23 protein-coding genes are annotated in these 25,506 nt (G+C 72.5%); 8 read left to right on the forward strand and 15 right to left on the reverse strand.

The window, feature by feature from the left end:
• Positions 1-30: 30 nt before the first annotated feature.
• A complete protein-coding gene (locus ACIBEF_RS01560; RefSeq protein WP_396790207.1) occupies positions 31-702 on the forward strand; it encodes a DedA family protein in 672 nt (223 codons plus the stop codon).
• Positions 703-742: 40 nt separating this feature from the next.
• Here ACIBEF_RS01560 and ACIBEF_RS01565 read toward each other — a convergent pair whose 3' ends face one another.
• From ACIBEF_RS01565 to ACIBEF_RS01575, 3 genes are all read right to left on the reverse strand, one after another.
• On the reverse strand, positions 743-2,128 hold the full coding sequence (locus ACIBEF_RS01565) for a chitinase (RefSeq protein ID WP_396790209.1): 1,386 nt from the start codon (positions 2,126-2,128) through the stop codon (positions 743-745).
• Positions 2,129-2,191: 63 nt separating this feature from the next.
• On the reverse strand, positions 2,192-2,947 hold the full coding sequence (locus ACIBEF_RS01570) for a YidC/Oxa1 family membrane protein insertase (protein ID WP_396790211.1): 756 nt from the start codon (positions 2,945-2,947) through the stop codon (positions 2,192-2,194).
• A 102-nt stretch (positions 2,948-3,049) separates the two neighbouring features.
• Positions 3,050-3,343 (reverse strand): DUF6412 domain-containing protein, encoded by a 294-nt coding sequence (locus ACIBEF_RS01575; RefSeq protein ID WP_396790213.1) that lies wholly within the window; start codon positions 3,341-3,343, stop codon positions 3,050-3,052.
• Between the two features lie 163 nt (positions 3,344-3,506).
• On the opposite strand from ACIBEF_RS01575, the gene ACIBEF_RS01580 reads away from it, so the two are divergent.
• The 3 genes from ACIBEF_RS01580 (at position 3,507) to ACIBEF_RS01590 (ending at position 7,087) form a co-directional block, all read left to right on the forward strand.
• Positions 3,507-4,643, forward strand: coding sequence for a glutamate--cysteine ligase (locus tag ACIBEF_RS01580; protein WP_396790215.1), 1,137 nt, complete (start codon positions 3,507-3,509; stop codon positions 4,641-4,643).
• Positions 4,644-4,666: 23 nt separating this feature from the next.
• A complete protein-coding gene (locus tag ACIBEF_RS01585) occupies positions 4,667-6,046 on the forward strand; it encodes an FAD-dependent oxidoreductase (protein WP_396790217.1) in 1,380 nt (459 codons plus the stop codon).
• Positions 6,047-6,118: 72 nt separating this feature from the next.
• On the forward strand, positions 6,119-7,087 hold the full coding sequence (locus ACIBEF_RS01590; RefSeq protein ID WP_396790430.1) for a LacI family DNA-binding transcriptional regulator: 969 nt from the start codon (positions 6,119-6,121) through the stop codon (positions 7,085-7,087).
• 163 nt (positions 7,088-7,250) lie between these two features.
• On the opposite strand, the gene ACIBEF_RS01595 is transcribed toward ACIBEF_RS01590, so the two are convergent.
• The 4 genes from ACIBEF_RS01595 to ACIBEF_RS01610 form a co-directional block, all read right to left on the reverse strand.
• Entirely contained in the window at positions 7,251-8,204 is a 954-nt protein-coding gene (locus ACIBEF_RS01595; RefSeq protein WP_396790219.1) for a carbohydrate kinase, read from the reverse strand.
• A complete protein-coding gene (locus ACIBEF_RS01600) occupies positions 8,201-9,466 on the reverse strand; it encodes an AGE family epimerase/isomerase (protein WP_396790221.1) in 1,266 nt (421 codons plus the stop codon). Before ACIBEF_RS01600 ends, ACIBEF_RS01595 begins: the two co-directional genes overlap by 4 nt.
• A 236-nt stretch (positions 9,467-9,702) precedes the next feature.
• Positions 9,703-10,125, reverse strand: a complete 423-nt coding sequence (locus ACIBEF_RS01605; RefSeq protein WP_396790223.1) for a nucleoside deaminase — start codon at positions 10,123-10,125, stop codon at positions 9,703-9,705.
• The gene (locus ACIBEF_RS01610) at positions 10,122-10,973 is read right to left on the reverse strand and encodes an LLM class flavin-dependent oxidoreductase (protein WP_396790225.1); all 852 of its coding nucleotides are present in this window, start codon (positions 10,971-10,973) and stop codon (positions 10,122-10,124) included. The genes ACIBEF_RS01605 and ACIBEF_RS01610 overlap by 4 nt, the downstream gene beginning before the upstream one ends.
• A 99-nt stretch (positions 10,974-11,072) precedes the next feature.
• On the opposite strand from ACIBEF_RS01610, the gene ACIBEF_RS01615 reads away from it, so the two are divergent.
• Positions 11,073-11,972 (forward strand): aminoglycoside phosphotransferase family protein, encoded by a 900-nt coding sequence (locus ACIBEF_RS01615; protein WP_396790226.1) that lies wholly within the window; start codon positions 11,073-11,075, stop codon positions 11,970-11,972.
• Between the two features lie 188 nt (positions 11,973-12,160).
• Here the strand turns inward: ACIBEF_RS01615 and ACIBEF_RS01620 are convergent, their stop codons facing one another.
• Positions 12,161-12,970: an Fpg/Nei family DNA glycosylase gene (locus tag ACIBEF_RS01620; protein ID WP_396790228.1), complete on the reverse strand. Its 810-nt coding sequence runs from the start codon at positions 12,968-12,970 to the stop codon at positions 12,161-12,163.
• A 369-nt stretch (positions 12,971-13,339) separates the two neighbouring features.
• On the opposite strand from ACIBEF_RS01620, the gene ACIBEF_RS01625 reads away from it, so the two are divergent.
• The 3 genes from ACIBEF_RS01625 to rocD all read left to right on the forward strand — a co-directional run bounded on the left by ACIBEF_RS01625 (position 13,340) and on the right by rocD (position 16,897).
• Positions 13,340-14,275, forward strand: a complete 936-nt coding sequence (locus tag ACIBEF_RS01625) for a thrombospondin (protein WP_396790230.1) — start codon at positions 13,340-13,342, stop codon at positions 14,273-14,275.
• 592 nt (positions 14,276-14,867) lie between these two features.
• A complete protein-coding gene (ddaH, locus tag ACIBEF_RS01630) occupies positions 14,868-15,683 on the forward strand; it encodes a dimethylargininase (RefSeq protein WP_357195694.1) in 816 nt (271 codons plus the stop codon).
• Positions 15,683-16,897, forward strand: coding sequence for an ornithine--oxo-acid transaminase (gene rocD, locus ACIBEF_RS01635; RefSeq protein WP_396790432.1), 1,215 nt, complete (start codon positions 15,683-15,685; stop codon positions 16,895-16,897). Before ddaH ends, rocD begins: the two co-directional genes overlap by 1 nt.
• A 53-nt stretch (positions 16,898-16,950) precedes the next feature.
• On the opposite strand, the gene ACIBEF_RS01640 is transcribed toward rocD, so the two are convergent.
• From ACIBEF_RS01640 to ACIBEF_RS01670, 7 genes are all read right to left on the reverse strand, one after another.
• Positions 16,951-18,105, reverse strand: coding sequence for an FHA domain-containing protein (locus ACIBEF_RS01640; protein ID WP_396790231.1), 1,155 nt, complete (start codon positions 18,103-18,105; stop codon positions 16,951-16,953).
• Entirely contained in the window at positions 18,102-18,395 is a 294-nt protein-coding gene (locus tag ACIBEF_RS01645) for a 4a-hydroxytetrahydrobiopterin dehydratase (RefSeq protein ID WP_396790233.1), read from the reverse strand. The genes ACIBEF_RS01640 and ACIBEF_RS01645 overlap by 4 nt, the downstream gene beginning before the upstream one ends.
• Before the next feature lie 161 nt (positions 18,396-18,556).
• Positions 18,557-19,609: a fatty acid desaturase family protein gene (locus ACIBEF_RS01650; protein WP_396790235.1), complete on the reverse strand. Its 1,053-nt coding sequence runs from the start codon at positions 19,607-19,609 to the stop codon at positions 18,557-18,559.
• A gap of 137 nt (positions 19,610-19,746) precedes the next feature.
• A complete protein-coding gene (locus ACIBEF_RS01655; RefSeq protein WP_396790237.1) occupies positions 19,747-23,208 on the reverse strand; it encodes an SCO7613 C-terminal domain-containing membrane protein in 3,462 nt (1,153 codons plus the stop codon).
• 48 nt (positions 23,209-23,256) lie between these two features.
• Positions 23,257-23,577, reverse strand: a complete 321-nt coding sequence (gene cutA, locus ACIBEF_RS01660; protein ID WP_091406014.1) for a divalent-cation tolerance protein CutA — start codon at positions 23,575-23,577, stop codon at positions 23,257-23,259.
• 21 nt (positions 23,578-23,598) lie between these two features.
• Entirely contained in the window at positions 23,599-24,603 is a 1,005-nt protein-coding gene (locus tag ACIBEF_RS01665) for a 1-acyl-sn-glycerol-3-phosphate acyltransferase (protein ID WP_396790239.1), read from the reverse strand.
• Positions 24,603-25,436, reverse strand: coding sequence for a patatin-like phospholipase family protein (locus ACIBEF_RS01670; protein ID WP_396790241.1), 834 nt, complete (start codon positions 25,434-25,436; stop codon positions 24,603-24,605). The genes ACIBEF_RS01665 and ACIBEF_RS01670 overlap by 1 nt, the downstream gene beginning before the upstream one ends.
• Positions 25,437-25,506: the final 70 nt, after the last annotated feature.

A 25,506-nucleotide genomic window follows, 5' to 3' on the forward strand; every position in this document is an offset into this window, starting at 1 on the left:
GATCCCCGACAGCCGACCGGAAGGACGACGATGGCGTACGCCCAGACTGGCGATCCGTCCGAATTCACTGGGTTGACCGGTTGGGTGGCCTCGGTGATCGAGGCGATGGGCCCGGTCGGGGTGGCGCTGCTGGTGGCGCTGGAGAGCATCGTCCCACCGATCCCCAGTGAGATCGTGCTGGCGCTCGCCGGCTTCCTCGCGCACGAGGGCAAGTTCAACGTCTTCGTCGTGGTGCTGGCCGCGACAGTCGGTTCGCTGGTCGGCGCGCTGGTGCTCTACTGGCTCGGCGCGGCGCTCGGCGAGGAACGACTCAAGCGCTGGTTGGACCATATTCCCCTGGTGGACAGCGACGACCTGGAACGGGCCGACAAGTGGTTCGAGCGGCACGGCCGGTGGGCGGTGCTGATCGGCCGGGTGGTGCCGGTGGTCCGCAGCCTGGTCTCCGTGCCGGCCGGGGCCAACCGGATGCCGATGGGTGAGTTCATCCTGCTCACCACGATCGGCAGCGGGGTGTGGAACGGTCTCATCGTGGGGGCCGGCTATGCGCTGGGCAGCCGTTGGCAGGACGTCGCACGGTACAGCGACTGGTTCAACTACGCGATCATCGCGGTCTTCGTCGTGATGGTGGTCAGTTGGGCGATCCGCAAGGTCCGCAAGCGTCGGGGCCGCGACGACCGGCGGTCGGTGACCGCCGGTCGCTGATCCGCTGTGCCGCTGGCGTTTAGCAAGGCCAGCGGGGTGGTCAGGGCAGGGTGTCCAAGTGCGGTCCCACCGTGTTGGCGAAGCCGTTGCCGTTGCTGACGTCCCAGTTCACCGACCAGGTCATCGCGCCCCGGATGCCCGGGTAGGTGCGCGGCGGGCGGAAGCTGCCGCAGTTGGTGCCCCGGGCCAGGCAGTCCAGGGCCGCGTTGACCACGCTGGGCGCGACGATGCCGCCGCCGGCCGCCCCAGCTCCGGCGGGCAGGCCGAGGCCGACCTGGTCGGGGCGGAGCCCGGCCTCCAACTGGATGCAGGCCAACGCGACGATGAAGTTCACGGTGCCCTGGCCGTACGCGGCGTTCTGGTCGCAGCCGAGCATCGCGCCGGAGTTGTAGTACTGGGTGTTGACGACGGTGAGGATGTCCTTGATGTCGAGCGCCAGCTTGAAGTAGCCGCCGGCCGGGTTCTGCATGTCGATGGTCTGCGGCGCCATCGCGATGATCAGGCCTGATCCGATCTTGGCCCGCAGGGCGCGCAACGCCTGCGCCATGTACGTCGGGTTGAGTCCGTTCTCCAGGTCGATGTCGATCCCGTCGAAGCCGTACCTGCCGATCAGCGCGGCGGCCGTGTCGGCGAACGCGGTGGCCGAGGCGGCGTTGTTCACCGTGACCCGGCCGGTCTCGCCGCCGACGGAGAGGATCACCCGCTTGCCCCGGCTGTGCAGGGTGCGGACGTCGGCGGTGAAGTCGGCGTCGGTGTAGCCGCCGAGCGAGGCGGCCAGTCCGGGGTCGACGCCGAAGGTGAGCGCGCCGGGCGTCGAGGTGGCCTCGGCGAAGGCGACCGCCACCAGGTCGTACTCGGCGGGGACGTCGCGAAGCCGCAGCTCGACTGCGGGGTTGTCGAAGTTGTGCCAGTACCCGGTGAGCAGGTGCTTGGGCAACCCACCGGTGGGCGGGTCGGTCGGCGGGGGCGTGGTCGGCGGAGGCGTCGTGGGTGGGGGCGTGGTGGGTGGGGGCGTGGTGGGTGGGGTGCCGCCACCGCAGGAGACGCCGTTGAGCTGGCAGCCGCTCGGCGAACCGGAGCCGCTGGCCAGGAAGCCGAAGGAGACCGACGCGCCCGGGGCGACGGTGCCGTTCCAGGACCTGTTGGTGAAGGTGTGCCGCTGGCCGGACGAGCTGAGCAACGCGTCCCAGTAGCTGCCGAGGGTGGTGCCGGACGGCAGGTCGAAGGTCAGGTTCCAGCCGTTGATGGTCGAGCTGCCGCCGTTGGTGATCGTGTACTTCCCCTCCCAGCCGGAGCCCCAGTCGGCGGTCTTGACGAAGCTGGCGGTGGCGCCGGCGGCGTACGCGGGCAGCGCCACCCAGGCCGCGCCGAGGGTGGCCGCGAGGGCGGCGACGAGGGACAGGACAAGGGATCTGGAGCGTTTCATGCGACCCTCCGGGCCAGGACGGGCATTTATGGACGTCAACGTTGCCGCTGATTATTAAGACAGTTAACTGTTTCTGTCCAGAGCACCCGTCGGAGAGGCCTGCGGGCGGCGGAGCACCGCCTGCTCACCTGCCGACCACACGCTCGTGGTGACCAGGTAGATCACCGCGGCGAGCGGCAGCACCAGCGCCACCAGCACCGTCGTGAACGGCAGCAGGGGCAGCAGCCGGCCGAGCGTGGCCGCCCCCGGCCCCTCGGTCGGCGCACCGGCCACCGTGCCCACCGCCGCCGACGCCCGCCGGGCCCGCCGCGACGACCACCAGGCCACCGCCAGCAACACCACCAGCAGTACGCCGAACAGGGGTCCGGCAGCACCGGCCAGCCCGTCGCTGAGATGGTGACCCAGCGGCACGCCGGCCAACCGCTCGTCCAGCAGCCCGGTGCCGCCCTCGCTGGTGCTGAACAACCGGTACAGCACCAGCAGGAACGGCGCCTGGATGAGCAGCGGCAGGCAGCCGGCGACCGGGTTCGCGCCGGCCTCGCGGTACAACGTGAAAACCTCGCGCTGAAGCGTCGCCGGGTCGTCCGCGTACCGCTGCTGAAGCTCACGCACCTGCGGGGCGAGCGCCGCACGGCGCCGCTCACCGCGGACCTGCGCGACGGTCAACGGCGAGATCAGCAGGCGGACGGCGATGGTGAGGAGCACGATGGCGGCGGCTGTCGCTCCGCCGCCGGCCAGTGGTTCGAGCAGCTCGGTGAGCCAGTTCAGCGCGCTGCCGGCAGCGGCGACAGCGTCGTGCAGTGGTGCGAAGGCAAGCATGGGAAACCCCTCGGTCCGATTCCGGTGGGGCCCTCCCCCGGGCGGCGTCCGCCCAGCGAGGGGGGCCGGTGACGGCGGGATCGGCCGCGCGGCGGCGAGGCGCTACGCGGCCGAGGGGTGCCCCGGAGCACGGGGACGAGGTCGACCGGCCGCATCCGGGTCGATCTGGCGGGGCATTCGGCGACTGCGGGAGCGGGCCCGCAGGCCGGCCGACCGCGGCCCGGCACCGGGCGCGCCCGCCCGGACGTGCACCCGGGCGGCGAGCACCACCGCGAGCAGCACCAGGGCGGTCAGCGCGGCGCCCGCCAGCAGGTCGGCAGGGCGGCCCGCGAGCACTGTGAGCTGGGCGAACGCGGACATCCACGCGACTCCGACATAGCCCAGCAGCACCGGCACGAGCCCAGCATAGGACCCGCTGTCTCGTCACCCGGCCGAATCGGCGGCCCGCCTTCGAGGACGACGTACCGCCGCCACGTTTCCCGGCATCGCCACGTTGGGTAACCAAACGACGGACCGACGCGGACGGACCGCGAACGGTAGGAACGGACGGGTGATGTCGATGACCGGTCAGGTGGCGGACGCGCTCAGCGACAGGGCTGCGGCCACCGGGTTGCTCACCGTGGGTGTCGAGGAGGAGTTCCTGCTCGTCGACCCGCACACCGGGGCCGCGGTTCCGGCCGTGGACCTCGTCATGGAGCAGGTGCCGGCCGAACTTCGCGGGCAGGTGGAGCGGGAGTTCCAGACCAGTCAGATCGAGATCGGCAGCCCGCCCGGCCTGGAGCTCTCGTCGATCCGGCACTCCCTCGGCGTACTGCGTAAGGCGCTCTCCGACGCCGCCGAGCGGGCCGGCGTACGCCTGCTCGCCATCGGCACCGGCCCGGTCGACGGCCCGGTGCCACCGGTGGTCGACAAGCCACGCTTCGACCTGATGATCGAGCGCTTCCGGCTGCTCGTGCCCGGCCCCGGCAACAACGGCATGCACGTCCACGTCGGGGTGCCCGACCCGGACACCGGCGTGCAGGTGCTCAACCACGTACGGCCGTGGCTGCCGATGCTGCACGCGGTGACCACCAACTCGCCGTTCTCCCGGGGCGAGGACACCGGCTACGCCAGTTGGCGCTCGGTCGAGTGGGAGCGCTGGCCGTCGGTGGCGCCGACCCCGTTCCTGGAGTCGCACGAGCACTACCAGCGGCTGATCCGCCAGTTGATCTCCAGCGGGGTGATGCTCGACGAGGGGATGCTCTACTGGTACGCCCGCCTGTCGGCGAAGTACCCGACCGTCGAGCTGCGGATCGGCGACGTCTGCCCGTCGGTGGACGACGCGGTCCTTGTCGCCGCGCTGGTCCGGGCGCTCGTCGCCACCGCCATGGCGGATGTCGAGGCCGGCCGGCCGGCGTTGCAGACCGACCACCATCTGCTGGTCGGGGCGCACTGGCGGGCCGCCCATGACGGCCTGGAAGGCGAAGCCGTCGACGTCACGAACGGTGAGCTGCGCCCGGCCTGGGAGCTGTTGGACCGGTTCGTGGAGCGGGTGCGGCCGGCGCTGGAGCAGCACGGCGACTGGGCCGAGGTGAACGACCTGCTGGGCGGCCTGCGCCGGCACGGCAGCGGCGCGGCGCGGCAGCGTGCGGTGTTCGAGCGCACCGGCAAACTCACCGACGTGGTGCAGGACGTCGCACGGCAGACCCGCGGCTGATCACCGCGTGACAAGATGAGCCCGTGGCGCAACGGCTGATCGTCATCGGCGGGGACGCCGCCGGAATGTCGGCGGCGTCCCAGGCCCGCCGCCGCCGTGACCGTGGCGACCTGGAGATCGTGGTCTTCGAGCGGGGCAACTTCACCTCCTACTCGGCGTGCGGCATCCCGTACTGGATCAGTGGCCTGGTGCCCGGCCCCGAGGCGTTGATCGCCCGCGACCCGGAGACGTTCCGCACCGAGTACGCGATGGACGTCCGGATGCGCCACGAGGTCACGGCCATCGACCTGGAACGCCGCGAGGTCGTGGCCCGGGACCTGACCGGCGGCGGCGAGGTCCGCGAACGCTTCGACGACCTGATGTACGCCACCGGCGCGGTTCCGGTCAAGCCGCAGTGGGCGGTCACCGACGCGGACGGCGTGTTCGGCATGCAGACCCTCGACGACGGTGCGGCGCTACGACACTGGCTGGACGCCGACCCGCAGCCGCGCCGGGCCGTGGTGGTCGGCGGCGGGTACATCGGCGTCGAGATCGCCGAGGCGCTGATCCAACGCGGCCTCTCGGTGACCCTGGTCGAGGCGGGCGAGCAGCCCATGGCGACGGTCGACGCCGACATGGCCGAACTGGTCACCGACGCCATGCGCGGCCTCGGCGTCACCATCCGCACCAGCCTGCCGGTGACTGGACTGGAACAGCGGGACGGCCGGGTCTCCGCGGTGGTCACCGCCGAGGGGCCGATCCCGACCGACGTCGTGGTCCTGGGCCTCGGCGTACGCCCCAACACGGCGCTCGCCAAGGCCGCCGGGCTGCCCCTCGGACCGACCGGCGCGATCCGGGTGGACCGGCGGATGCGGGTGCCCGAGCACCCCGGCATCTGGGCGGCCGGTGACTGCGTGGAGACCCTGCACCGGGTCAGCGGGTTGCCGGTGCACGTGCCGCTCGGCACGCACGCCAACAAGCAGGGCCGGGTCGCCGGGATCAACATCGGCGGCGGGTACGCCACCTTCACCGGCGTGATCGGCACGGCTGTCACGAAGGTCTGCGACCTGGAGGTGGGCCGGACCGGCCTGCGCGAACGGGAGGCCGCCGCCGCCGGCTTCGAGTTCGTCTCGGTGATCGCCGAGTCGACCAACCGGGCCGGCTACTACCCCGGCGCCCGGCCGATGACGGTCAAGCTGATCGCCGAGCGCCCCAGCGGTCGGTTGCTCGGCGCGCAGATCGTCGGCTGGTCCGAGGCGGCCAAACGGATCGACACGCTGGCCGTGGCGTTGTGGAACGGCATGACGGTGGACGATATGACGCAGCTGGACCTGGGCTACGCTCCGCCGTACGCGCCGGTCTGGGATCCGGTGCTCATCGCTGCCCGAAAAGCGGTCGACGCGCTCGCCGCCCTCGACCGTTGACCCGCGTCCGCCGTGGAGGACCACCCCGTGACCCAGACCCCGACCCGGCCGACCGTGCGTCGGCGTCCCACGATGGTGGACGTGGCCCGGCGGGCCGACGTCAGCCTGAAGACGGTCTCCCGGGTCGTGAACGACGAGCCGGTGGGGCAGGAACTGGTCGGCCGGGTGCTGGCCGCCATCGCCGAGCTGGGCTTCCGACGCAACGACATCGCCCGAAACCTGCGCTCCCGGCAGCTCAACGCCACCGTCGGGCTGCTGATCGAGGAGATCGCCAACCCGTTCTACGCGACCATCGCCAGCGTCGCCGCCGAGATCGCCGCCGCACACGGCACCATGCTGATCACCGCATCGTCGGAGGAGGACCCGGAGCGGGAACGCGCCCTGCTCCAGGACTTCACCCAACGCCGCGTCGACGGTCTGCTGGTGGTGCCGGCGGGCCTGGACCACTCGTTCCTGCGTCGCGAGGTCGAGCTGGGCATGCCCGTGGTGTTCCTGGACCGGCCGCCGCAGGGGCTGCACGCCGACGCCGTGCTGTTGGACAACCGGGGTGGCAGCCACACCGGGGTGAGCGCGCTGCTCGACGAGGGGCACCGACGGGTGGGTCTGCTGCTCGGCGCGCCGAGCGTGCCCACCATGCGGGAGCGGCTGGCCGGGGCGCGGTCGGCGCTGGACGCTGCCGGCGTCGAGCCGGACGAGTCACTGATCCGCGAGCGGCTCATCGCGCCAGAGGAGGCCGGCCGAGCGGTCGCCGCGCTGCTCGACCTTCCGGAGCCGCCCACCGCGTTCTTCTGCGCCAACAACCGGCTCACCGTCGGCGCGCTCCAGGAGCTGCACCGGCGGGGCAGTGACGCCGCGCTTGTCGGTTTCGACGACTTCGAGCTGGCCCACCTGATGCCCCGACCGCTGACCGTCGTCGCCTACGACACGAGAGAGCTGGCCAAGGTGGCCACCGAACGCCTCTTCCAGAGAATCGCCGGAGACGACACCCCACCCGATACGACGGTCCTCCCCACCAGACTCCTGAAACGCGGCCTAACCTGACCCCCGCGCCCGCCTTATCCCCGCGATCTTGCACTTACTGTTGGCGATCTGCGCAGGAATGCGCCTTCTGCCGGGACAGAAAATGCAAGATCGCGGGGGTGGGGGCAGGGCGCGGGGGTGGGGGCAGGGCGCGGGGGTGGGGGGCAGGGCGCGGGGGTGGGGGTCAGGGGGTGGGGGTCAGGAGGGCTTCGACCTCTGCTTTTGTGGGGGGGTTGGCGCCTCGGCGGGCGCAGGTCAGGGCGGCCACCGTGGCGGCCTGTCGGAGCACCGCACCCCACTGCTGCGGAGTCACCGCGGCGAGCCGGTCAGCCGGGCGGTCGCCGAGCGCGTCGAGGTCGGCCAGCGCGGCCAGCAGGCCACCGGTGAACGAGTCGCCGGCGCCGACGGTGTCGACCACCGTGGTGCGGACCGCCGGCTCCTCGTGCAGCGCGCCGTCGGGCGCGAGCAGCCAGGCACCGTCCCCGCCCCGGGTCACCACGGCGCAGGACACACCGGCGGTACGCCATTCGGTCATCACGTCGGCCACCGAACGGTCCGGGTAGAGCCAGGCCAGGTCCTCGTCGCTGGCCTTGACCAGGTGCGCGATGCGAACCTGCCGGCGTACCCGCTCCTGCTCCGCCGCCCGGTCGGTGACGATGCTCGGGCGCAGGTTGAGGTCGATGGAGACGGTGAGCCCGTCCCGCTGGTGTTCCCGGCCGAGCAGGCCCTCCAGCGCCTCCGCGCCGGGTGCCAACGCGAGCGCGAGGGACCCGCTGTGCAGCGCGATCGCCGGTGACCCCGCCAGCTCGGGCAACTCCTGCGGCGTCCACTGCCAGTCGGCCGCACCGGCCAACCGGAACTCGTAGCTGGCCTGCCCGGCGGCGTTCAGAGTGGCCACCGCCACCGATGTGGGCTCCGTGGCGCGTACCGCCCACTCCAGGTCCACGCGGTTGGCGCTCAGATGCTCGACGAGTTGCCGACCGTAGTCGTCGTCCGCGAGTCGGGCCAGCAGTCGTACCGGCTGGTCGAGCCGGGCCAGGGTGACGGCGACGTTCGCCGGTGAACCACCCGGGACGGCACGCTGCCCCTCGGCCGTGACGACCAGGTCGATCAACGCCTCACCCGCGACGACGATCACGCGGTCACCTCCCCCGGTGCGAGCGGGCCGGGGCCACCGAGCCCGTCGGCCGCGCGGGACAGCAGAACCGCCTGGTAGGCGTGGTAGACGTCCGGCCGGCCGTGCCAGACCGTGTCTGCGGGCAGGTTCTGCGCGTCCAACTCGTGCCGCCATCCGGTCTGGTCGATGAGAGTGCGGCGGGCGTACGCCCAGAAGACCCGGTACCAGTCGAGGTAGACCGCGTCCCCGGTTCGGCGACTCAGGGTGATCGCCGCGCCGATGGCCTCGGCGAGAACCCAGTGCATCCGGGAGCGCACCACCGGCTGGTCGTCCCAGTCGATGGTGTAGACGAAGCCGTCCGCGCCGTCGACCGCCCAGCCGCGACGCACGGCGGCGGCGAACAGGGCACGGGCGTCGGCGAGCAGCCAGCGGGGTGGCTGCGGCAGCACCGCCTCCAACTCCAGCAGCAGCCGGGCCCACTCCAGCCAGTGGCCGATCGTGGAGCCGTACGGCCGGAACGGGTCGGCGGGCTGGTCCCGGTTGTAGTCGGGCAGCGGCGTCCAGTCGGTGGTGAAGTGCTCGGGCAGCCGCCAGTCGTGTCGGGCCGCCTCACCGTGCACGAGGTGGGTGGCGATCCGCAGGGCGCGGTCGGCCCAACTCGCGTCACTGGTGGCGGCGGTAGCGGCGAGGAACGCCTCGACCATGTGCATGCTGCTGTTGGCGCCCCGGTAGTCCTCGGTCACCGTCCAGTCCCGGTTCCACGATTCGCGGACAGCACCGGCGTCATCGTCCCAGAACCGGTCCCGCACGACGGCCAGCACGTCGGCGAGCAGCCGGTCCGCGCCGGGGCGTCCGGCGCGCACGGCGCTGGATGCGGCGAGCAGCACGAACGCGTGGTCGTAGCCGGCCTTGCGGTCGTTGACGGGTACTCCCTGCTGGTCCACCGCGGCGAACCAGCCGCCGTACCGGTCGTCACGCAGCAGCGTGCTGAGCGCGGCGATCCCGTGGTCGACCAGGGCGGCGGCGTCCGGGTCGCCGTTGCGGTGGGCGAGGGCGGCCACGTGGGTCATCCGGCAGGTGATCCAGGTGTGGATGGGTTCTCCGCGATCCGGGGTGCGGTCGTCGGTGAGCCACCAGAAGCCGCCCTCGGGCCGGACCGAGCGGCGGGCGGTGTCGAGCAGCGTCCGGGTCTGGTCGACGAGGAACTCGTCCAGCTCGGGCAGGTCTGGTGACCCCGGCGGAGCAGGGGTCGTTGCGGCGTCGGATCGGGGCACGTCGGTCATCTCAGCTGGTCACCGTGGGGTAGGAAAGGGACATACGGCCAGGATCGGCGAACGGACCGGGTCCGCGCCGCAAAACTGCCAACGGTACGCCACGAATCGACTGGCCGGGGTCGGCGCGCAGCTAGGGGGTTTTCATCCCATTTGACCGTTGACATCGTTGTCACCGTTCAACCCTGCTCCGGCAGCCGGCCGACTGTCAATTCCGGCTGCGTCACACCGCCCCGGAGCGGCTCCGCTCAGTAGTAGTCGATCGGCTGGCGTGCCTCGTCGAACAGCGCCGGCCCCTCGTAGCGGACCGCGGGCAGCGGCGGGGTGGCCGGCTTGACGTCCTCGAACTGCTCGGTGGACAGCGCGTACACCACCCGCCCGAGGCCGGACCGGTCGATCGCCGTCGCGCACATCGCGCAGGGCTGACAACTGGTGAACATGGTGGTGCCGGCGGCCACCTCGGGAGAGAGTTTCCGAGCCGCCCAGCGGGCCAGCTTCAACTCCGGATGGGCGCTGATGTCCGCGTCGGAGACCACCGTGTTGTGGTCCTCGATCAGGACGACGCCGGCCGCGTCGACAAGCAACGAGCCGAACGGCCGTTCGCCGGAAGCCCCCGCCCGCCTGGCGATGTCGACGGCATGGCGGAGAAACTTCTCGTCGTCGGGAGTCATCGGTCCTCCTGGGTTCTGTGATGTGCGGCCACTGCCGCAAGGGTCCGCCAGGCGCGTTCGGGCTGGCGGATCTCGGTCAGGTCGCCGTTGAACGGGTCCAGCACCACCGTCTCCGCGCCGAGCACACGAAGCTGGTCCAGGTCGGCGACGATCTGGTCGATGGTGCCGACACCGGCGAGCCGGTCCGGGTCGGTCATCGGTTCCCGGGTCTCCTGGAGCGCGATCCGCGGCACCAGCGCGGGCACCGGGCGACCCAGCTCGCCGGCGATGTCCGTCAGTCGTCCGACCGCCTCGGCCAGCCGTCCCGGCGTGACCCGCAGCGGGTGCCAGGCGTCACCGTGCAGTACCGCACGGCGCATGCCGGCCTCGCTGTTTCCACCGACCCAGATCGGGATCGCTGCCGTGTCGTAGTCGTCGGTGTCCTGCCAGGCCGCCCGCATCGTGTGCAGGTACTCGTCGGTCAGCGCACCGCGCTGCCGGAACGGCACGCCGAGCGCCTCGAACTCCTGCCGGGCCCAGCCGACGCCGACACCGAGGACGAGCCGGCCGCCGCTGAGCCGGTTGAGGTTCGCCGCCATCCGGGCGGTGAGCAGCGGGTGCCGGTACGGGACGATGAGCACCGTGGTGCCCAGCCGAACCCCGCTGGTCACCCCGGCCAGCCAGGACAACGTGGTGAACGGCTCGTAGAACGGCGCCGGATACTGCTCGGCCACGTCCGGCGTCACCGCGATGTGATCGGACACCATCAACAGGTCGAAGCCGAGACCCTCCACCGTCTGCGCCCACCGACGCAGCACGTCGGGGTCGGTGCCCGGGGCGAAGTTCGGTACGTTCACACCAATCTGCACCCGCCCACGCTAGCCACTGTGGACCGGTGTGTGAACGCCGCAGCCCGGCTGAGTCACCTGACAGCCGCCGCGGATCGCCGCACGACTCAGGAGCGCCGGATGGATCTGCCCGACGGACTCGACTGGGTACGAGGATCACCCGCTGGTCGCGCCTGGCTGGCCGCACTCCCGACGTGGCTGAACGAGTGCACCGAGCGCTGGTCGCTGCGGGTCGGGCCGCCCTTCCGGCAGGCGTACGCGTCCCTGGCGCTCCCCGCCCACCTGCCCGATGGCAGCGCTGTGGTGCTGAAGCTCCAGTATCCCGACGAGGAGAGCCGGCACGAGGCCGACGCGTTGGCGCTCTGGGACGGCGTCGCGGCGGTCCGTCTGCTCGCCCACGACCCCGGGCGGCGTGCCCTGCTGCTCGAACGCTGCCAGCCCGGCACTCCCCTGCACGACCTTGCGCCGGACCGAGCGCTGGACGTGGTGGTCGGACTGCTCCCCCGGCTCTGGCGACCAGCCGGCGCGCCGTTCAGCCCGCTCGCACGGGAGGCCGCCGGCTGGATCGACCGGATGCCCCGCGCCTGGGAACGGGCCGGCCGACCGTACGAGCGACGGCTGCTGGATGCGGCGCTCGACCTGCTCACCGGCCTGGCGTCGAGCCAGGGCGAGCAGGTGCTGGTCAACCAGGACCTGCACGCCGGCAACATCCTCGCCGCCAACGCGCTCGGCGGCGACGCGCTCGGCGGCGACGATCGAGGGCCGTGGCTGGCGATCGACCCGAAGCCGCTGACCGGGGAACGGGAGTTCTCGGTCGTGCCGATGGTGCGCGGCCCGGAGTTGGGCCACTCACCGGCCGCCGTCCGGCATCGGCTGGACCGGCTCAGCACCGACCTGGGACTGGACCGGGACCGGGTCCGAGATTGGACGATCGGACACACGCTGTCCTGGGGCCTCGCCGACGCAACGGTCTTCCCCGAGAAGATCGAGGTGGTCCGCTGGCTGCTCGACGGTGACTGAGTTCCAGCAGCGCGCGGGTTCCCGCACCCGCCCCAACTCCGCGATCTTGCACTTTCTGTCCCGACACAGCGCGCATTTCCACCCATGCCGACAACACAAACCGCAAGATCGGCGGGGGCGGGGGCGGGTGCGGGGCGGGGCGGGGCGGGGCGAGGGCGGGGGCGGGTGCGGGGGCCCGGGTGGGTGGGTCAGGTGGTTTGGCAGGTGCGGCACCAGTACAGGTTGCGGCCGGCCAGTTCGCCGCGACTGACCTCGGTGCCGCAGACGTGGCAGGGTGCTCCCGGGCGGCGGTAGACGTACACCTCGCCGCCGTGCCGGTCCACCCGCGCCGGCCGGCCCATGGCCTCTGGCAGGTGCGCGTCGCGGACCGTGTCGATCCGACCGTGCTCGACGGCGAGCCGCATCAAGCCGACCAGGTCGGCCCAGAGCGCGTCCCAGCCGGTCCTGGTCAACTGTCGGCCCGGCATCGTGGGCGGCAGTCCCGCCCGGAACAGCGCCTCGGTCACGAAGATCAGACCGGTGCCGGCCACTACCGACTGGTCCAGCAGCAGCGCGGCGAGAGGAGTGGGGCTGCGGGCGATCCGGGCGTACGCCCGCTCCGAGTCGGCGTCGGCGCGCAACGGATCCGGCCCGAGACGGTCCCGCAGTGCGGCCACCTCGGGTGGGGTGAGCAGCTCACAGGCCGTAGGCCCGCGCAGGTCGAGCCAGTGCCGGTCGCTGGCCAGCCGGAGTCGCACCTGCCCGACCGGCTCCGGCGGCTCCCCCGGCCCGTCGGTGAACTTGCCATACAACCCGAGGTGTACGTGCAACGTCAGCTCGCCGGCGTAGTGGTGCAGCAGGTGTTTCCCGTACGCTTCGGTGCCCTCCAGCACTGTCCCGGAGAGCCGGGCGGCACCCTCGGCGAAGCGGCCCTGCGGGCTGGCGGCGAGCAACTTGTCGCCGGCGAACAGCTCGGCGTGCCGGGCCGCCAGGCGATGGATCGAGTGTCCCTCTGGCACAGGTGCCAAGGATAGCCAGCCCCGCCCGACCGGCCCGCGCTGATCGGCATCGGGCCGGCCGCCGCGCTGATCCGCACCGGGCCCGTCCCCGCCTCGATCGACCGGCTCTCGACGCGTTGATCGACTCGGGTTTCAGGAAACCGGGGTGTCCGCGGAGCTCGGCTCAGGACACCGCGACTTTCAGGAAGCCGAGTCGATCAAGGCCAAGCTGGGGCCGGTCCGGGCCACGCGGCGGGGCCGGCTGCGGGCGATCTCGGCGTCCGTACCCAGGATTGGTGTCAGGAAACGCCCAGGTGGGTATTCGGGGGTCGACACCGCGTGGGTGCCACCCTTTCCGTCGGCCACCACGCATTCATCAGGAGGTGTGTAGTGGTCAGGATTCCTTCGCTGTCCCGCCGGTCCGAGCCGGCACCGACGCGGGACGAGAACCTCGACGGCCGCGTGGACGGCCGCGACACCCCGGTCACCGAGACCGCCCAGTCCGACGACAGCGTCGGCCGCCCGGTGGTCACCGACCGGGACGCCGACCAGACGACGTACCGCAGCGCCGGCACGACCGGCGGCCAGACCAGTGAGGCCGAGCGGCAGGCCAACGAGCGGGCGGCGGTGGCCCGAGCCGCCACCGGTCGACCCGCGGAGGTCGACTCCCGGGGCACCGCCCGCCCGGTCGCGCCCGAGCCGACGAACGGCACGGCCCGCCCGGTCGCACCGGAGCCCGTGAACGGCACGACCCGCCCGGTCACGCCGGAGCCCCGCACCGGCACCACCAGCAACGTGGAGACCGAGGCCCGGCCCGCCGTCGCCACGACCACGGCGGGCACCGCCGAGCGGGACGCCGACCTCGACAGCACCACCCGTCGGCCCGACACCACCGACCGGGTCACGACCGACCGTGCCGTCACGGACCGGACCACCACGGACCGCACTGTCGACCCGACCCCGGGCGCGACCACGCCTGAGCCGCCGGTGACGCGTGGCCCGAAGCCGCGGGCCAGTCTGCTCGCCACCCTCGGCCTGATCGTCTCGGTCGTCGGTGCGACGTTCGTGCTGACCGGAACCTTGGCCGGGTACGGCATCGGGCTCGGCGCGTTCGGCGCGGTGCTGTCGGTGCTCGGCCTGATGGCTACCCGCCGCCGGCACGTCGCCGGCAAGACCGACGCGCTCTTCGGCGTGCTGATCGGTCTGGCCGCGGTCGTGATCGGGGTGCTCGCGATGACCGGCCAGTTCGACTGGCCGACCACCGACGGCGACTGGGTGCAGCGCTTCCGTGAGTGGCTTGACTCACAGTTTGTCGATCGTTTCTAGCGGGCACTGTTCCGCTCGCCGGTGATGCACCGGCGAACAGCCGGCGGTTCGCCGGCAACCCGATCAGTCCGGTGGTTCACCGGCCGGGAGACACCCTTTCAGGGGCGGCGGTTCGCCGCCCCTGAAGTGTTTCCGGGGTTGGACGGCTCCGGTCCAGGTCACCGCGGCGAACTTTCGCGTCACCCGGCGATCCCCGACCCCGCACTGCCGGGCGAACCAGGTACGCCACCTTTGCTCTGCTGCCCTATATGCGCCAGGGGGTCGGGGCCAGGTGTCCGATGAGTGGCACCGGGAAGTGGTGGCGGATTCCGCTACTCGTCGGTGAGGGCGACGCCGTCTGGTGGCGCACATTAGGCAGCAGAGCAAAGGCTGCGAACGGGCCTCCCGGCCCTGCCTCTCATCTCTGCCTGCCGGATCTCGGCTCCAACGCAACGAATCGCCTCAGAGGTCTCACCACACGCAACGGATCTACGCCCTGCGCAACTCCTGGCGGTGGATCCTGCCGCTCACGCCGCATACCGTTGAGCAACGGCGCCAGCCCGTGGGCCACGGTGGCCGGGCGCGCCCGACCCCTGGGAGCAGGACAATGACGATGGACGCCACCAGCCAGCGCCTGTTGATGTGCCGGCCGACGTACTTCGCCGTCGACTACGCGATCAACCCCTGGATGGACCCGAACGCGCCGGTCGACGCCGCGCTGGCAGTCCGGCAGTGGGAGCAGCTGCGCCAGACGTACCTTGACCTGGGCCACACCGTCGAGGAGATCACTCCGGTGCCCGGCCTGCCCGACATGGTCTTCGCCGCCAACGGCGGCACCGTGATCGACGGCAAGGCGATGGCCGTGCAGTTCCGGGACCCGCAGCGCGCCGACGAGGCACCGGCGTTCCGGGCCTGGTTCGAGGCCGCCGGCTTCGAGATGTACGACCCGAAGCACGTCAACGAGGGCGAAGGTGACGTCCTGCTGGCCGGTGACCACCTGCTGGCCGGCACCGGCTTCCGTACGGCGCACGCCGCGCACGCCCAGTTGCAGGAGGTCTTCGGCTACCCGGTGATCACCATGCAACTGGTCGACCCGCGCTTCTACCACCTGGACACCGCGTTGACAGTGCTCGACGAGCGGACCGTGGCGTACCTGCCGGAAGCTTTTTCCCCGGGCAGCCAGGCTGTGCTGCGCCGGCTCTTCCCCGACGCGGTGCACGCCACCATGGCCGACGCCGAGGTGCTGGGGCTGAACGCGGTCAGCGACGGGCGGCACGTGGTGCTGCCCGCGCAGGCCACCGACCTGGCCGCCAAGCTGCGCGACCGGGGCTACGAAACCATCGGGGTCGACCTGTCCGAGCTACGTAAGGCCGGCGGCGGACCGAAGTGCTGCACGCTGCGACTCCGTCAGGGAAAGGCAAGCAAGTGATCGTGGATGACAAGCTGCGTACGCCGGGAGCGGTCCGGGACGCCGAGCGCTGGACCGCGCACAACTACCACCCCCTGCCGGTGGTGATCTCGTCTGCGGAGGGTTCCTGGCTCACCGACGTCGACGGCCGCCGCTACCTGGACTGCCTTGCCGGCTACTCCGCGCTGAACTTCGGTCACCGGCACCCGCAGTTGATCGCCGCCGCGCACGCCCAACTGGACCGGCTGACGCTGACCAGCCGTGCGTTCATCCACGACCAGTTCGCCGACTTCTGCCGGGAGCTGGCCGAGCTGTGCGGCAAGGACCTCGTGCTGCCGATGAACACCGGCGCGGAGGCGGTGGAGACCGGGATCAAGGTGGCCCGCAAGTGGGGCTACCAGGTCAAGGGCGTGCCCGCCGGCCAGGCCAACATCGTGGTCGCCGAGGGCAACTTCCACGGCCGGACCACCACCATCGTGAGCTTCTCCACCGACGAGGACGCCCGCGCCGACTTCGGGCCGTACACCCCGGGGTTCACTGTCGTGCCGTACGGCGACCTGGAGGCGTTGACCGCAGCGATCGACGAGAACACGGTGGCCGTGCTGCTGGAGCCGATCCAGGGTGAGCAGGGTGTGGTGGTGCCACCGGAGGGCTACCTGCCGGGCGTACGCCAGGTCTGCACCGAGCGCAACGTGCTGTTCATCGCCGACGAGATCCAGTCGGGTCTGGGGCGTACCGGCGCGACCTTCGCCTGTGACCACGAGGGCGTCGTGCCGGACATGTATCTGCTCGGCAAGGCGCTCGGCGGCGGCATCGTGCCGGTCTCCGCGGTGGCTGCGAACGCCGACGTGCTCGGGGTGCTCAAGCCCGGCCAGCACGGCTCCACGTTCGGCGGCAACCCGCTCGCCTGCGCGGTGGCTATCGAGGTGGTTCGCCTGCTGGCCACCGGCGAGTTCCAGCGCCGCTCGGCCGAGCTGGGTGAGCGGCTGCGGGCCGGCCTGGAAGGGTTGGTCGGCAAGGGTCTGGTCGGGGTACGCGTCCGTGGCCTGTGGGCCGGGCTGGACATCGACCCGGCGCTGATGAGCGGTCGGGAGGCGTGTGAGCGGCTCGCCGAGCGCGGAGTCCTCGCCAAGGACACCCACGGCTCCACCATCCGGCTCGCCCCACCCCTGGTCATCACCGAGGACGAGATCGACCTGGCGGTGACCCAGCTGGCCGAGGTGTTGGCCGGCTGAGCAAGAACGTGCGTGAAGGGCGGGCGTCGGAGTTCCGACGCCCGCCCTTCACATCAGGGGCGGGGCAGGCGCATCGCCATCGTGGGTGCCTCGGCCATCACCGAGGTGGGAGTGAACGGGGCACCGGTGGGCAGCTCCTCCGCCCGACCGATCTGCACCCCCGGGTACAGCTCGATCATGTCGTTCTCGCCCAGCACCCGGGACTGCTGCGGCGCCAGCGGGATCCGGTCCGACTCGGTCATCGAACCGCCCGGCCGGATGCCCGAGCCGTTGGTGCTGACGTCGGTCACGATGACCTCGCCGACCCGCAGCTCGAAGCGGACGTGACCACGGCTGATCCAACGCCGGGCCTCGTCGTTGAGCCACTGCCCGAGCATGATCCCGCCATCCTGCTCGGGAGCCCGACCGGCCACGATCGGCTGTTCCTCGCTGAGCACGAACCGCCGTCGGACCAGGCCGCCGACGCGCACCGCGAGCACTTCGGTACGCGGACGCGGGCCGCCGTCACCGAGCCGTACGCCGTGTCGGGGGCAGGTCGGCACGCCGTTGCGCAGCGCGGGCGGCGGCTGCGCGGCGGGGCTACGGTCGGCACCCCCGGCCAGGTCGGCGAACGCGCCACCCCCACCACCGCCGCCGAACAGCGCGCAGCCCGACTCCGAGCAGCGCCACTGGCGCGCCAGCAGCTTGACTCCGGTCGGCGACCGTTTGCCGGCCACCGGCGAGTGGCCACCGCCGACGTGCGCGATGAACACCGGCCCGCCGGCGCCGGGCACCGGCGCTACCACCCGACCGGGCTGCTCGACCAGCCACGGGAAACGCCCGCGCAGCCCGTCGAAGCGGACCCGGCTGAGCACCGGCAACCCGAGCAGGTCGGCGACCTCCAACATCCGGTCACCCGGGTTGTCGAGCACCTCGACGAGCCCGTCGTCGGCCCAGCGGCGAACGACCATCCGCTCGTTGGAGGTGAGGTCGGCGTCGGAGAGCAACGCCCGGTGCACCACCGCGTAGACCTGGACGCTGTCCTCCTCCAGCTCGCGGGAGAGCGCGTCGATGACCATGCCGAGGCGCAGCAGGCTGGCCGGCCGACCACCGTCGATGTCCTGGTAGCGGATCACCTCGGCCAGGTCGATCACGGCGCGGGCCAGTGACGGGTCCGTGCAGACCCGGCCCTCGATGGCATCCAGAACCTTGCTGATCTCGAATCTCATGCCGCACTCCGGACGATGTCGTCAATTCGCCGGGCCAGCCCGATGTCCCGGTGGGTGACCCCACCGGCCGAGTGCGTGACACAGCGGAAGGTCAGGGTCCGCCATCGGATGTCGATGTCGGGATGGTGGTCGAGCTCCTCGGCCACCGTCGCCACCCGGTCCACCACCGCGATGGCCGCCGGGAAACTGCCGAGCTGGACGGTACGGCCGATGCCGGTCGGGTCACCCGACCAGTCGGGCAACCGGCTCAGCTCTTCTCGCACCGCGTCCGCGGTGAGCAGGTCTGCCATGACCAGACCCTACCGGTGGCGCCTCCGGAGAGCCGGATCCGCTCCCTCAAGCCCAGGGTTTCCGCCAAGCGGTGCCGACCAGGAACACGACGGCGGGACGGCATCAACAGCTGCCGTCCCGCCGATCGACGCTCATGTCAGCCGCGCAGCGGCCGGTCTGGTCAGCCGCGCAGCGGCGAGCCCACCTCGTGCAGGTGACCGAGTGCCTGCCGGTACGACTCGACGAGCCCGGTCTCGGCGTACGGGATGCCCTGCTCGACGCAGTAGGCCCTGACGATCGGCTGGGCCTGGCGCAGGTTGGCGCGGGGCATGTTCGGGAAGAGGTGGTGCTCGATCTGGTAGTTGAGACCGCCGAGGGCGGTGTCCACGAGTCGGCTGCCGCGTACGTTGCGCGAGGTCAGCACCTGCTTACGCAGGAAGTCCAACTCGTCCTCGGCGGTCGGCATCGGCATGCCCTTGTGGTTCGGCGCGAACGCGCAACCCATGTAGAGACCCCACAGGGCCTGGTGCACGACGGCGAAGAGCAGCGCCTTGACCGGGGACATGACCGCCAGGAGCAGCGCGACATAGCCGACGGTGTGCGCGAGGAGCAGCGCCGCCTCGGCCGCCCGGTGCCGCATCGGCACGGTGTACCCGCCGTTCGGCTCCCGGCCGACGATGGCCCGGATGCTCGCCACGTGCAGGTTCAGGCCCTCCAGCAGGAGCATCGGGAAGAAAAGGTACGCCTGCCGCTGAGCCATCCAGCGGCCGAAACCCCGGGTCTCCAGCGCCTGCTCGTGCGTCCACACCAGGGCGCCCGCGCCGACGTCCGGGTCCTCGTCCTCGTGGTTCGGGTTGGCGTGGTGCCGGTTGTGCTTGTCGACCCACCAGCCGTAGCTGAGCCCGACCGCCGCGTTGCCCGCGAACAGGCCCACCAGCTCGCTGGCGCCACGCCGACGAAACATCTGGCGGTGCCCGGCGTCGTGGCCGAGGAACGCGACCTGCGTGGTGGCCACCGCCATCACTGCCGCGAGTGGAAGCTGCCACCAGGAGTCGCCGAGCAGGAACACGGCCACCCAGCCGGCAACGAAGGCACCGAGGGTGAGCACGATGCGGGTGACGTACCAGCCGGGGCGCCGCTCCAACAGGCCCGCCTGGCTGATCCGTCGGGACAACTGTGCGTAGTCACTGCCTCGCCGCCGTACCGGCGGTTCCGCCACCGCTCCGAGCGCCATCGTTGCTCCCGTTTCTCTTGCGCCCGCGCCAGGGTGGTTCGGGCTTACTGTCAAGTCTCCCGATCGCGGTAGCGCTGAGTAACCCCGACAGCCCCCGAATGAGGGGTAGGGCAGGCCCTACCCCTACGGGTCCCGGCTCAGCTCAGTCGGCCCACCGCGGCGCGCAGTCGAGCCAGGTCACGTCGACGCCGCTCGTAGGTGGCGGCGAGCCCCACCAGCGCCAGCCCGCCGATCCCCAGGTAGATCCACCGGGGCAGCAGATCCCACCCCCGGGCCAGCTCGTGCAGCGCCAGCAGCGTCAGCACCCCGCCGCCGAGCAGCACCGGCGCCTGCCACCGACGGGTCGCGCCGGCCAGCACCGCGCCGGTCGCCGCCACGCCGAGCAGCAGTCGCCGCCACGGCTGCGGGTCCGCCCCGACCAGCACCGACACGAGGCTGGGTAGCAACGCCGCGACCAGTCCCGGGCCGAGGGCCGGCCAGCTGGTCAGCCCCGGCCGGGTGCGCAGCGCCAGCAGACCCGCTCCGACGGCGAGCGCCGCGGCCGGCAGTGTGTACGCCTCCAGCACTGTCACCCCACCGGCGGCCAGCAGCACCCAGGCCCCGAGCAACTCGCTACCGGCGGCGATCCCGGCGAACACCCACCGCCGGCCGGCCGGTTCACCCCGGCGCAGCAGCCGCAGCGCGACGGCGGCACCCCAGAGCACGCAGATGGTGGCGAGGTGCCGCGCCGCCTCGACGGCGAGCACCGCCGCCACCAACGCGACGGCCTGCGCGGCGGCGTCCAGCACCCGTCCCAGCCGGACCCGCGCCGGGGTGACCGCCGCAGCGGCCAGCACCAACGCGGCCACCCCCAGCAGTGGATACGAGGCAGCGCGCAGGGACAGCCCACCGGCGAGGGGCGCGGTAACCGCCAACGCGGACGCCGCGCCCACGGCGGCGATACACCCGGCGACCCGTACCTCGAACCGACGCGCGCCGGCGGCGACCGCGACCGCCGCCACCAGCAGCGCCCCCTCGGCGGCAAGCGTCCCGGCCCGGGTGGCCAGCAGACCGAGCACACCGGAGGCCACCAGCACCACGCCCACCGGCACCGCGACCGGTGTGAGCGCCGGGCGGGCGGCGGCCAGCGCGGTGAACAGCAGCGCCGCCAGGCCGGCGAGCAGAACGGCGGCCGGCAGCACCGGCCACGGCGCACCGATGGCGATGAGCAGGACCGGCAGCGCCGCCGCGAGGAACGGCAGCGCGGCCGGCACCGGCAGGCCGACCCGCCGACCGGCCAGCGCACCGGCCACCGCCAGCACGACCAGCGCGAACCCGACCGGGAGCACCGTCGGGTCGGCGACGACGGTGGGCGCCCCCGACCACACCCGGGTCCGGCCGCCGTAGGGCGACCCGAGCGCGGTCAGCACTGTCGGCAGGGCCGCCAGGACGGCGACCACCGCCAGCGTTCCGCCGGCCGCCAGCAACAACGCCGACCGGGCCGACTCGCGCCCGTCAGCCGCCGGCCGCTCCCCGAGGGCCGCCTGGCCGGAGTCGCTCGCCGACGGCAGCCAGCAGGCGACGAACGCGACACCCAGCGCGGCCAGCGCCGCGTACGGCGCGAGCGGCTCGTCACCCGCCGCGACCAGCGGCGCGAGGCCGGGCACGGTCACCGCGGCGACGGCGCCGGTCACCGCGTACCCGATCAGCTCCATCCGGTGGCGACGGACCGCGAGCGCCGCGACCAGCGACAACCCGGCGGCGGCCAACGCAAGCCGGGCCTGCCACCAGGGCGGCCCGCCCACGGCGAACGTCGCCACCGCCGCGATCCCGGGCAGCGCGAGCTGCCCGACCAGCAGACCCGCACCGGCCACCTCCCGGTACGCGCCGGCCCCCTGTCGGACGGCCAGCGCCAGCCCGACCACGGCGAGCACGCCGAGCGCCACCAGGGCACCCGCCGGGGCGGCCAGGGCGACCAGCAGCCCGTGCCCGAGCAGGACGGCACCGCTGAGCGCCCGCGAGCGCAGGGCGACCGACGGGGTGGTCGGACGGGCCAGTACGGCGAGCAGCAACGCGACCCCGCCGACCAGGTCGATGGCCACCACCTGAGGCCAGGAGGCCGTCCAGCCGGCGGGTACGGCGAACAGCACCGCCACCGCGCCGGCAGTGGCGAACACCGCCCGCGTGCTGGCCGGGAGCAGCAGCACCGTGGCGCCGATCGTCAGTGCCACCGCCGGTGCCAGCTGCCAACCCCAGCTCAGGTCCGGCCCCGACCCAGCCCCGCCCCAGGGCGGCAACGACCGGCCGACGGCGGCCACCGCCAGCCCAACGGTGATCAACACGGTGACCTGCGCCGTGCCGGCCGCGACGAACAGCGCGCCGGCCCGCGGGCCGGTCCGCCAACCGCCGCCACCGGCCACCGCCGCTGGAAGGAACCGCACGGCGGCGGCCATCCCCAGCGCCACAGTCGCCGCCGCGAGCAGCAGCACTGACGGCCGCAGCTCCGCCACCGGACGCAGCAGGGCGGCGGCGAGCACCGGCACCAGCAGCCCTGCCGCCACCGCCCGCAGCGCCCGCCCCCCGACGACCCAGGCCGCGCCGAACCCGGTCAGCGCGACCAGCAACAGCGGCACCCCGGCCAGCAGTGGCGAGCCCCCCGCCCGCCCACCGACCAGCGGCACCACCGCGCACGCCGAAGCGCCCACCAGCGCGGCGACGTGACCGGCGCCGGCCAACACCCGGCCGACGAGCTGCGCCGCCCCTCCCCGGCCACGCAGCGCGGCCAGCACGGCCAGGTTCAGCGACGCCACCCCGAGCAGTACCAACGCCCACCCCGCCGCACCCAGCCCGGCCTCGACGGCGAGCAGCGGCAACGCCGGCTGGGCGGCCACCAGGGCGGCGAACCAGGGCCCCGTCAACCCGCTCCACCGGCCGTACGCCGCGGCGACCGCCGCGCTGGCCCCCCCGACCAGCGCGGCGTACCGGCTGCCCGGCCAACCGGTCACGCCGGCCAGGTCCACCGACCAGGCCGCGTAACCGTCCAGCACCACCAGCAGCAACCCCACCGCGGCGAACGTCTCCGCCGTGCCGCGCAGCCCTCGGCGGACCGCCAGCAGCGGTACGCCCAGCGCGAGCGCGGTGAACGCCGCCAGAATCAACGCCCTGCCGGCGACCCCCACCGCCGCCCAGGCGACCGCGGTGAACACCACGGCCGCGGTGCCCAGCAGGAGTCCACCGAGGACGAAGAGCAGACCCTGGACCGTCCGAGTCGAGGTTTCCGCCGCACCCGGCCGCGAATCCGTCGCGACGCCGGGGCCCGGGCCGATGAACGGCGCCGGTCCGGCGGCAGGCACCGGGCGCGCCACGACCGAGGCCGCCAGCCCGGCCCGGACGACCGCGGCCAGTTCAGCTCGCCGCCCGGACACTGCCGACAGCCGTCCGGCCAGCTCGGTGTACGTGCGACGAGCCCGCTCCACCTGCGGCTCAAGCTCGGCGACCTCGCGGCTCAGCCGAACCACCTCGGCGGCGATCGGGTCGGGTGCGCGCCGGCAGCCGGAACATCCGGCGCTCAGATCCGCCGGTGCGCCGCAGGCGGGGCAGGGGTAACGGGTGTCGTCCACCGGGTCATCATCGACAACCGACCGGGGTGCGACCCAGAGTGCGCGTACTCAGGATCGGGTGTGCTCGTACACCCAGGTGGCGTAGTCGGGGTTTCCGCTCTCCACCCTGGACACCAGGATCTCCGGCACCTCGTACGGGTGGCTGACCCGGATCTGGTCCAGCAAGGCGGTGAGCCGATCCGGTGCGGTCTTGAACTGCACCGACCACTCGGTGCTCGTCTCCATCCCGGACCGCCACCAGTAGGTGCTGTCCACCTGACCACCCACCTGGGCGCAGGCGGCGAGCCTGCCGGCGACGGCCGCAGCCGCCAGCACGTCGGCGACCGAACGCGCGTCCACCACCGTTGTCACCACGCAGATCTCGTCCACGCCCGCACCCTACGCGGACATTTACCGATTAGCGGCGATCCAGGCATCAATCTTCGCCCACCAGTCGAAGAGCCAGTCGATGCGTTCCTGCCGTCCGGTCGGTACGTCCTCCGGCGGCACGGACCAGAACCGCATCACGATCCGTTTGTCCATCGGCAGTTCCCGCCACACGTCGGCGACGGTGAGCATCCGGTCCAGACCGGTGTGGGCGACGAAGATGACCCCGGCGTCGGGTGCGGCGTCCAGCGCGGCGAGCATCCCACCGGGTTGCGGGGCGAGCACGTGGCGCATCCGCTCGGCGCGCAGGGCCATCCGTTCCAGGCCGAGGGAGCGCAACCGGGCGATGGCGCGCAGCCGTCGCCGGGGGGTGAAGTTGCCGCCCTCGGGGAAGATCACGAACGCGTCGTTGTCGTCCAGGCCGGTGGCGAGGTGCCCGACCTGGCGTACCGTCTCCTCGCCGCGCTCCGGAGTCGGCGCGATGAACCGGTTGGGCAGCCGGTTGAGCAGCACGTCGATCGCCGGATCCCACTGGAGGCTGTCCTTGAGGACGATCCGAGGCTCCCGGTGGAACCAGTTGACCAGCCCGTGGATCAGGATGAACGAGTCGCCCGGCCCGGCGTGCCGACAGAGCACCAGCTCGGGCCGGCCGGGCAGCGCAGTGTCCGGGTCGGTGCCCACCACGTCGATGCTCAACCGCAGTGTCCACCGTGCCTGCCAGAACAGCACCCGCAGGAACCAGCCGGCCAGCACGTAGTGCGCGCGCTGGAAGGCCGGCGACCGGGTCCGCCAACCGAGACCGGAGACGACCCAGAGCACGAAGAGCGCGAGCAGCGCGGCAGCGTCCCAGACCAGGTAGAAACAGCCGATCCAGAGCAGTCGCAGTGGACGCAACCGGCCCGGGACCAGCGGCGACGCGGCTGCGGCCAGCAGCGCCCAGACCGGCAACGTGGTGACCACGACGAAGGCGAGCAGCACGACGGCGGGTGCGAACAGCAACCGACGCAGCCACCGCGGAGGTAACGGCATCACCGCTCCTGGTGGGTGGCGAGGTAGCGCCGGGAGGCGGTGTACGCGCGACTGATCCGCCGTCCCACCGCCGCCATGTCCCGGTACGCCCACGGTGTGTCGTCGCGGGGGTTGAGCCCGCCGGTCGGCAGGACGTGCACCTCCACCCCCTCCGGCAGAGCCGCCAACTCCCGGAAGAAGCGGTGCCGGCGGGAGATCTCGAACGCGACCTGCGCGATCTCCCACGGCCGACGGGGCGGAGTCAGCTCCCGTTCGATCCGACCGACCTGGAGGACGTAGATCCGGCGGGCGCCGACGGCGACCGCCTCGCCGATGGGGATGGAGTTGACGATCCCGCCGTCCACGTAGTGCGCGCCGTCGATCTCCATCGGCGGAAGCAGGCCCGGCACCGAGGCCGACGCCATCACCGCCGGCACCACCGGACCACTGTCGAACCAGTGCTCGGCGGCCCGCTCGATGTGGGCGGCGCAGCACCGGAACGGCACCCGCAGATCGGCGAAGGTGGTGTCCACCCCCAGCTCGGTCTCCAACAGGCGGCGCAGCGGCCGGGGCGAGTGCAGGTGGGTGCGGGCGGCGAAACGGCGCAGCTGCCGGGCGACCGAGTCGCCGTACACCTCGCTCGCCTCGGGTGAGGCCCAGAGCCGGACCAGCCGGTCGGTCACCGCCTCGGACGGGTCGGCGGCGACCAGCGCGCCGTTGACCGCACCGATCGAGGTGCCGAGGACCATGTCGGGTTGGATGCCGGCCCGGAACAGGGCACGCAACATGCCGACCTCGACCGCGCCGAGCACTCCCCCGCCGCCGAGCACGAACGCCACCGGTCCCCCCGCCATGTCGTCCATCCTGGCACGGGCCCGCCGCCGACCGGTGGGCCGCTGTCGGACGGCGGTCGGCGCACGGCAG

The sequence above is a fragment of the Micromonospora sp. NPDC050795 genome (assembly GCF_044456785.1).
Taxonomy (GTDB): domain Bacteria; phylum Actinomycetota; class Actinomycetes; order Mycobacteriales; family Micromonosporaceae; genus Micromonospora.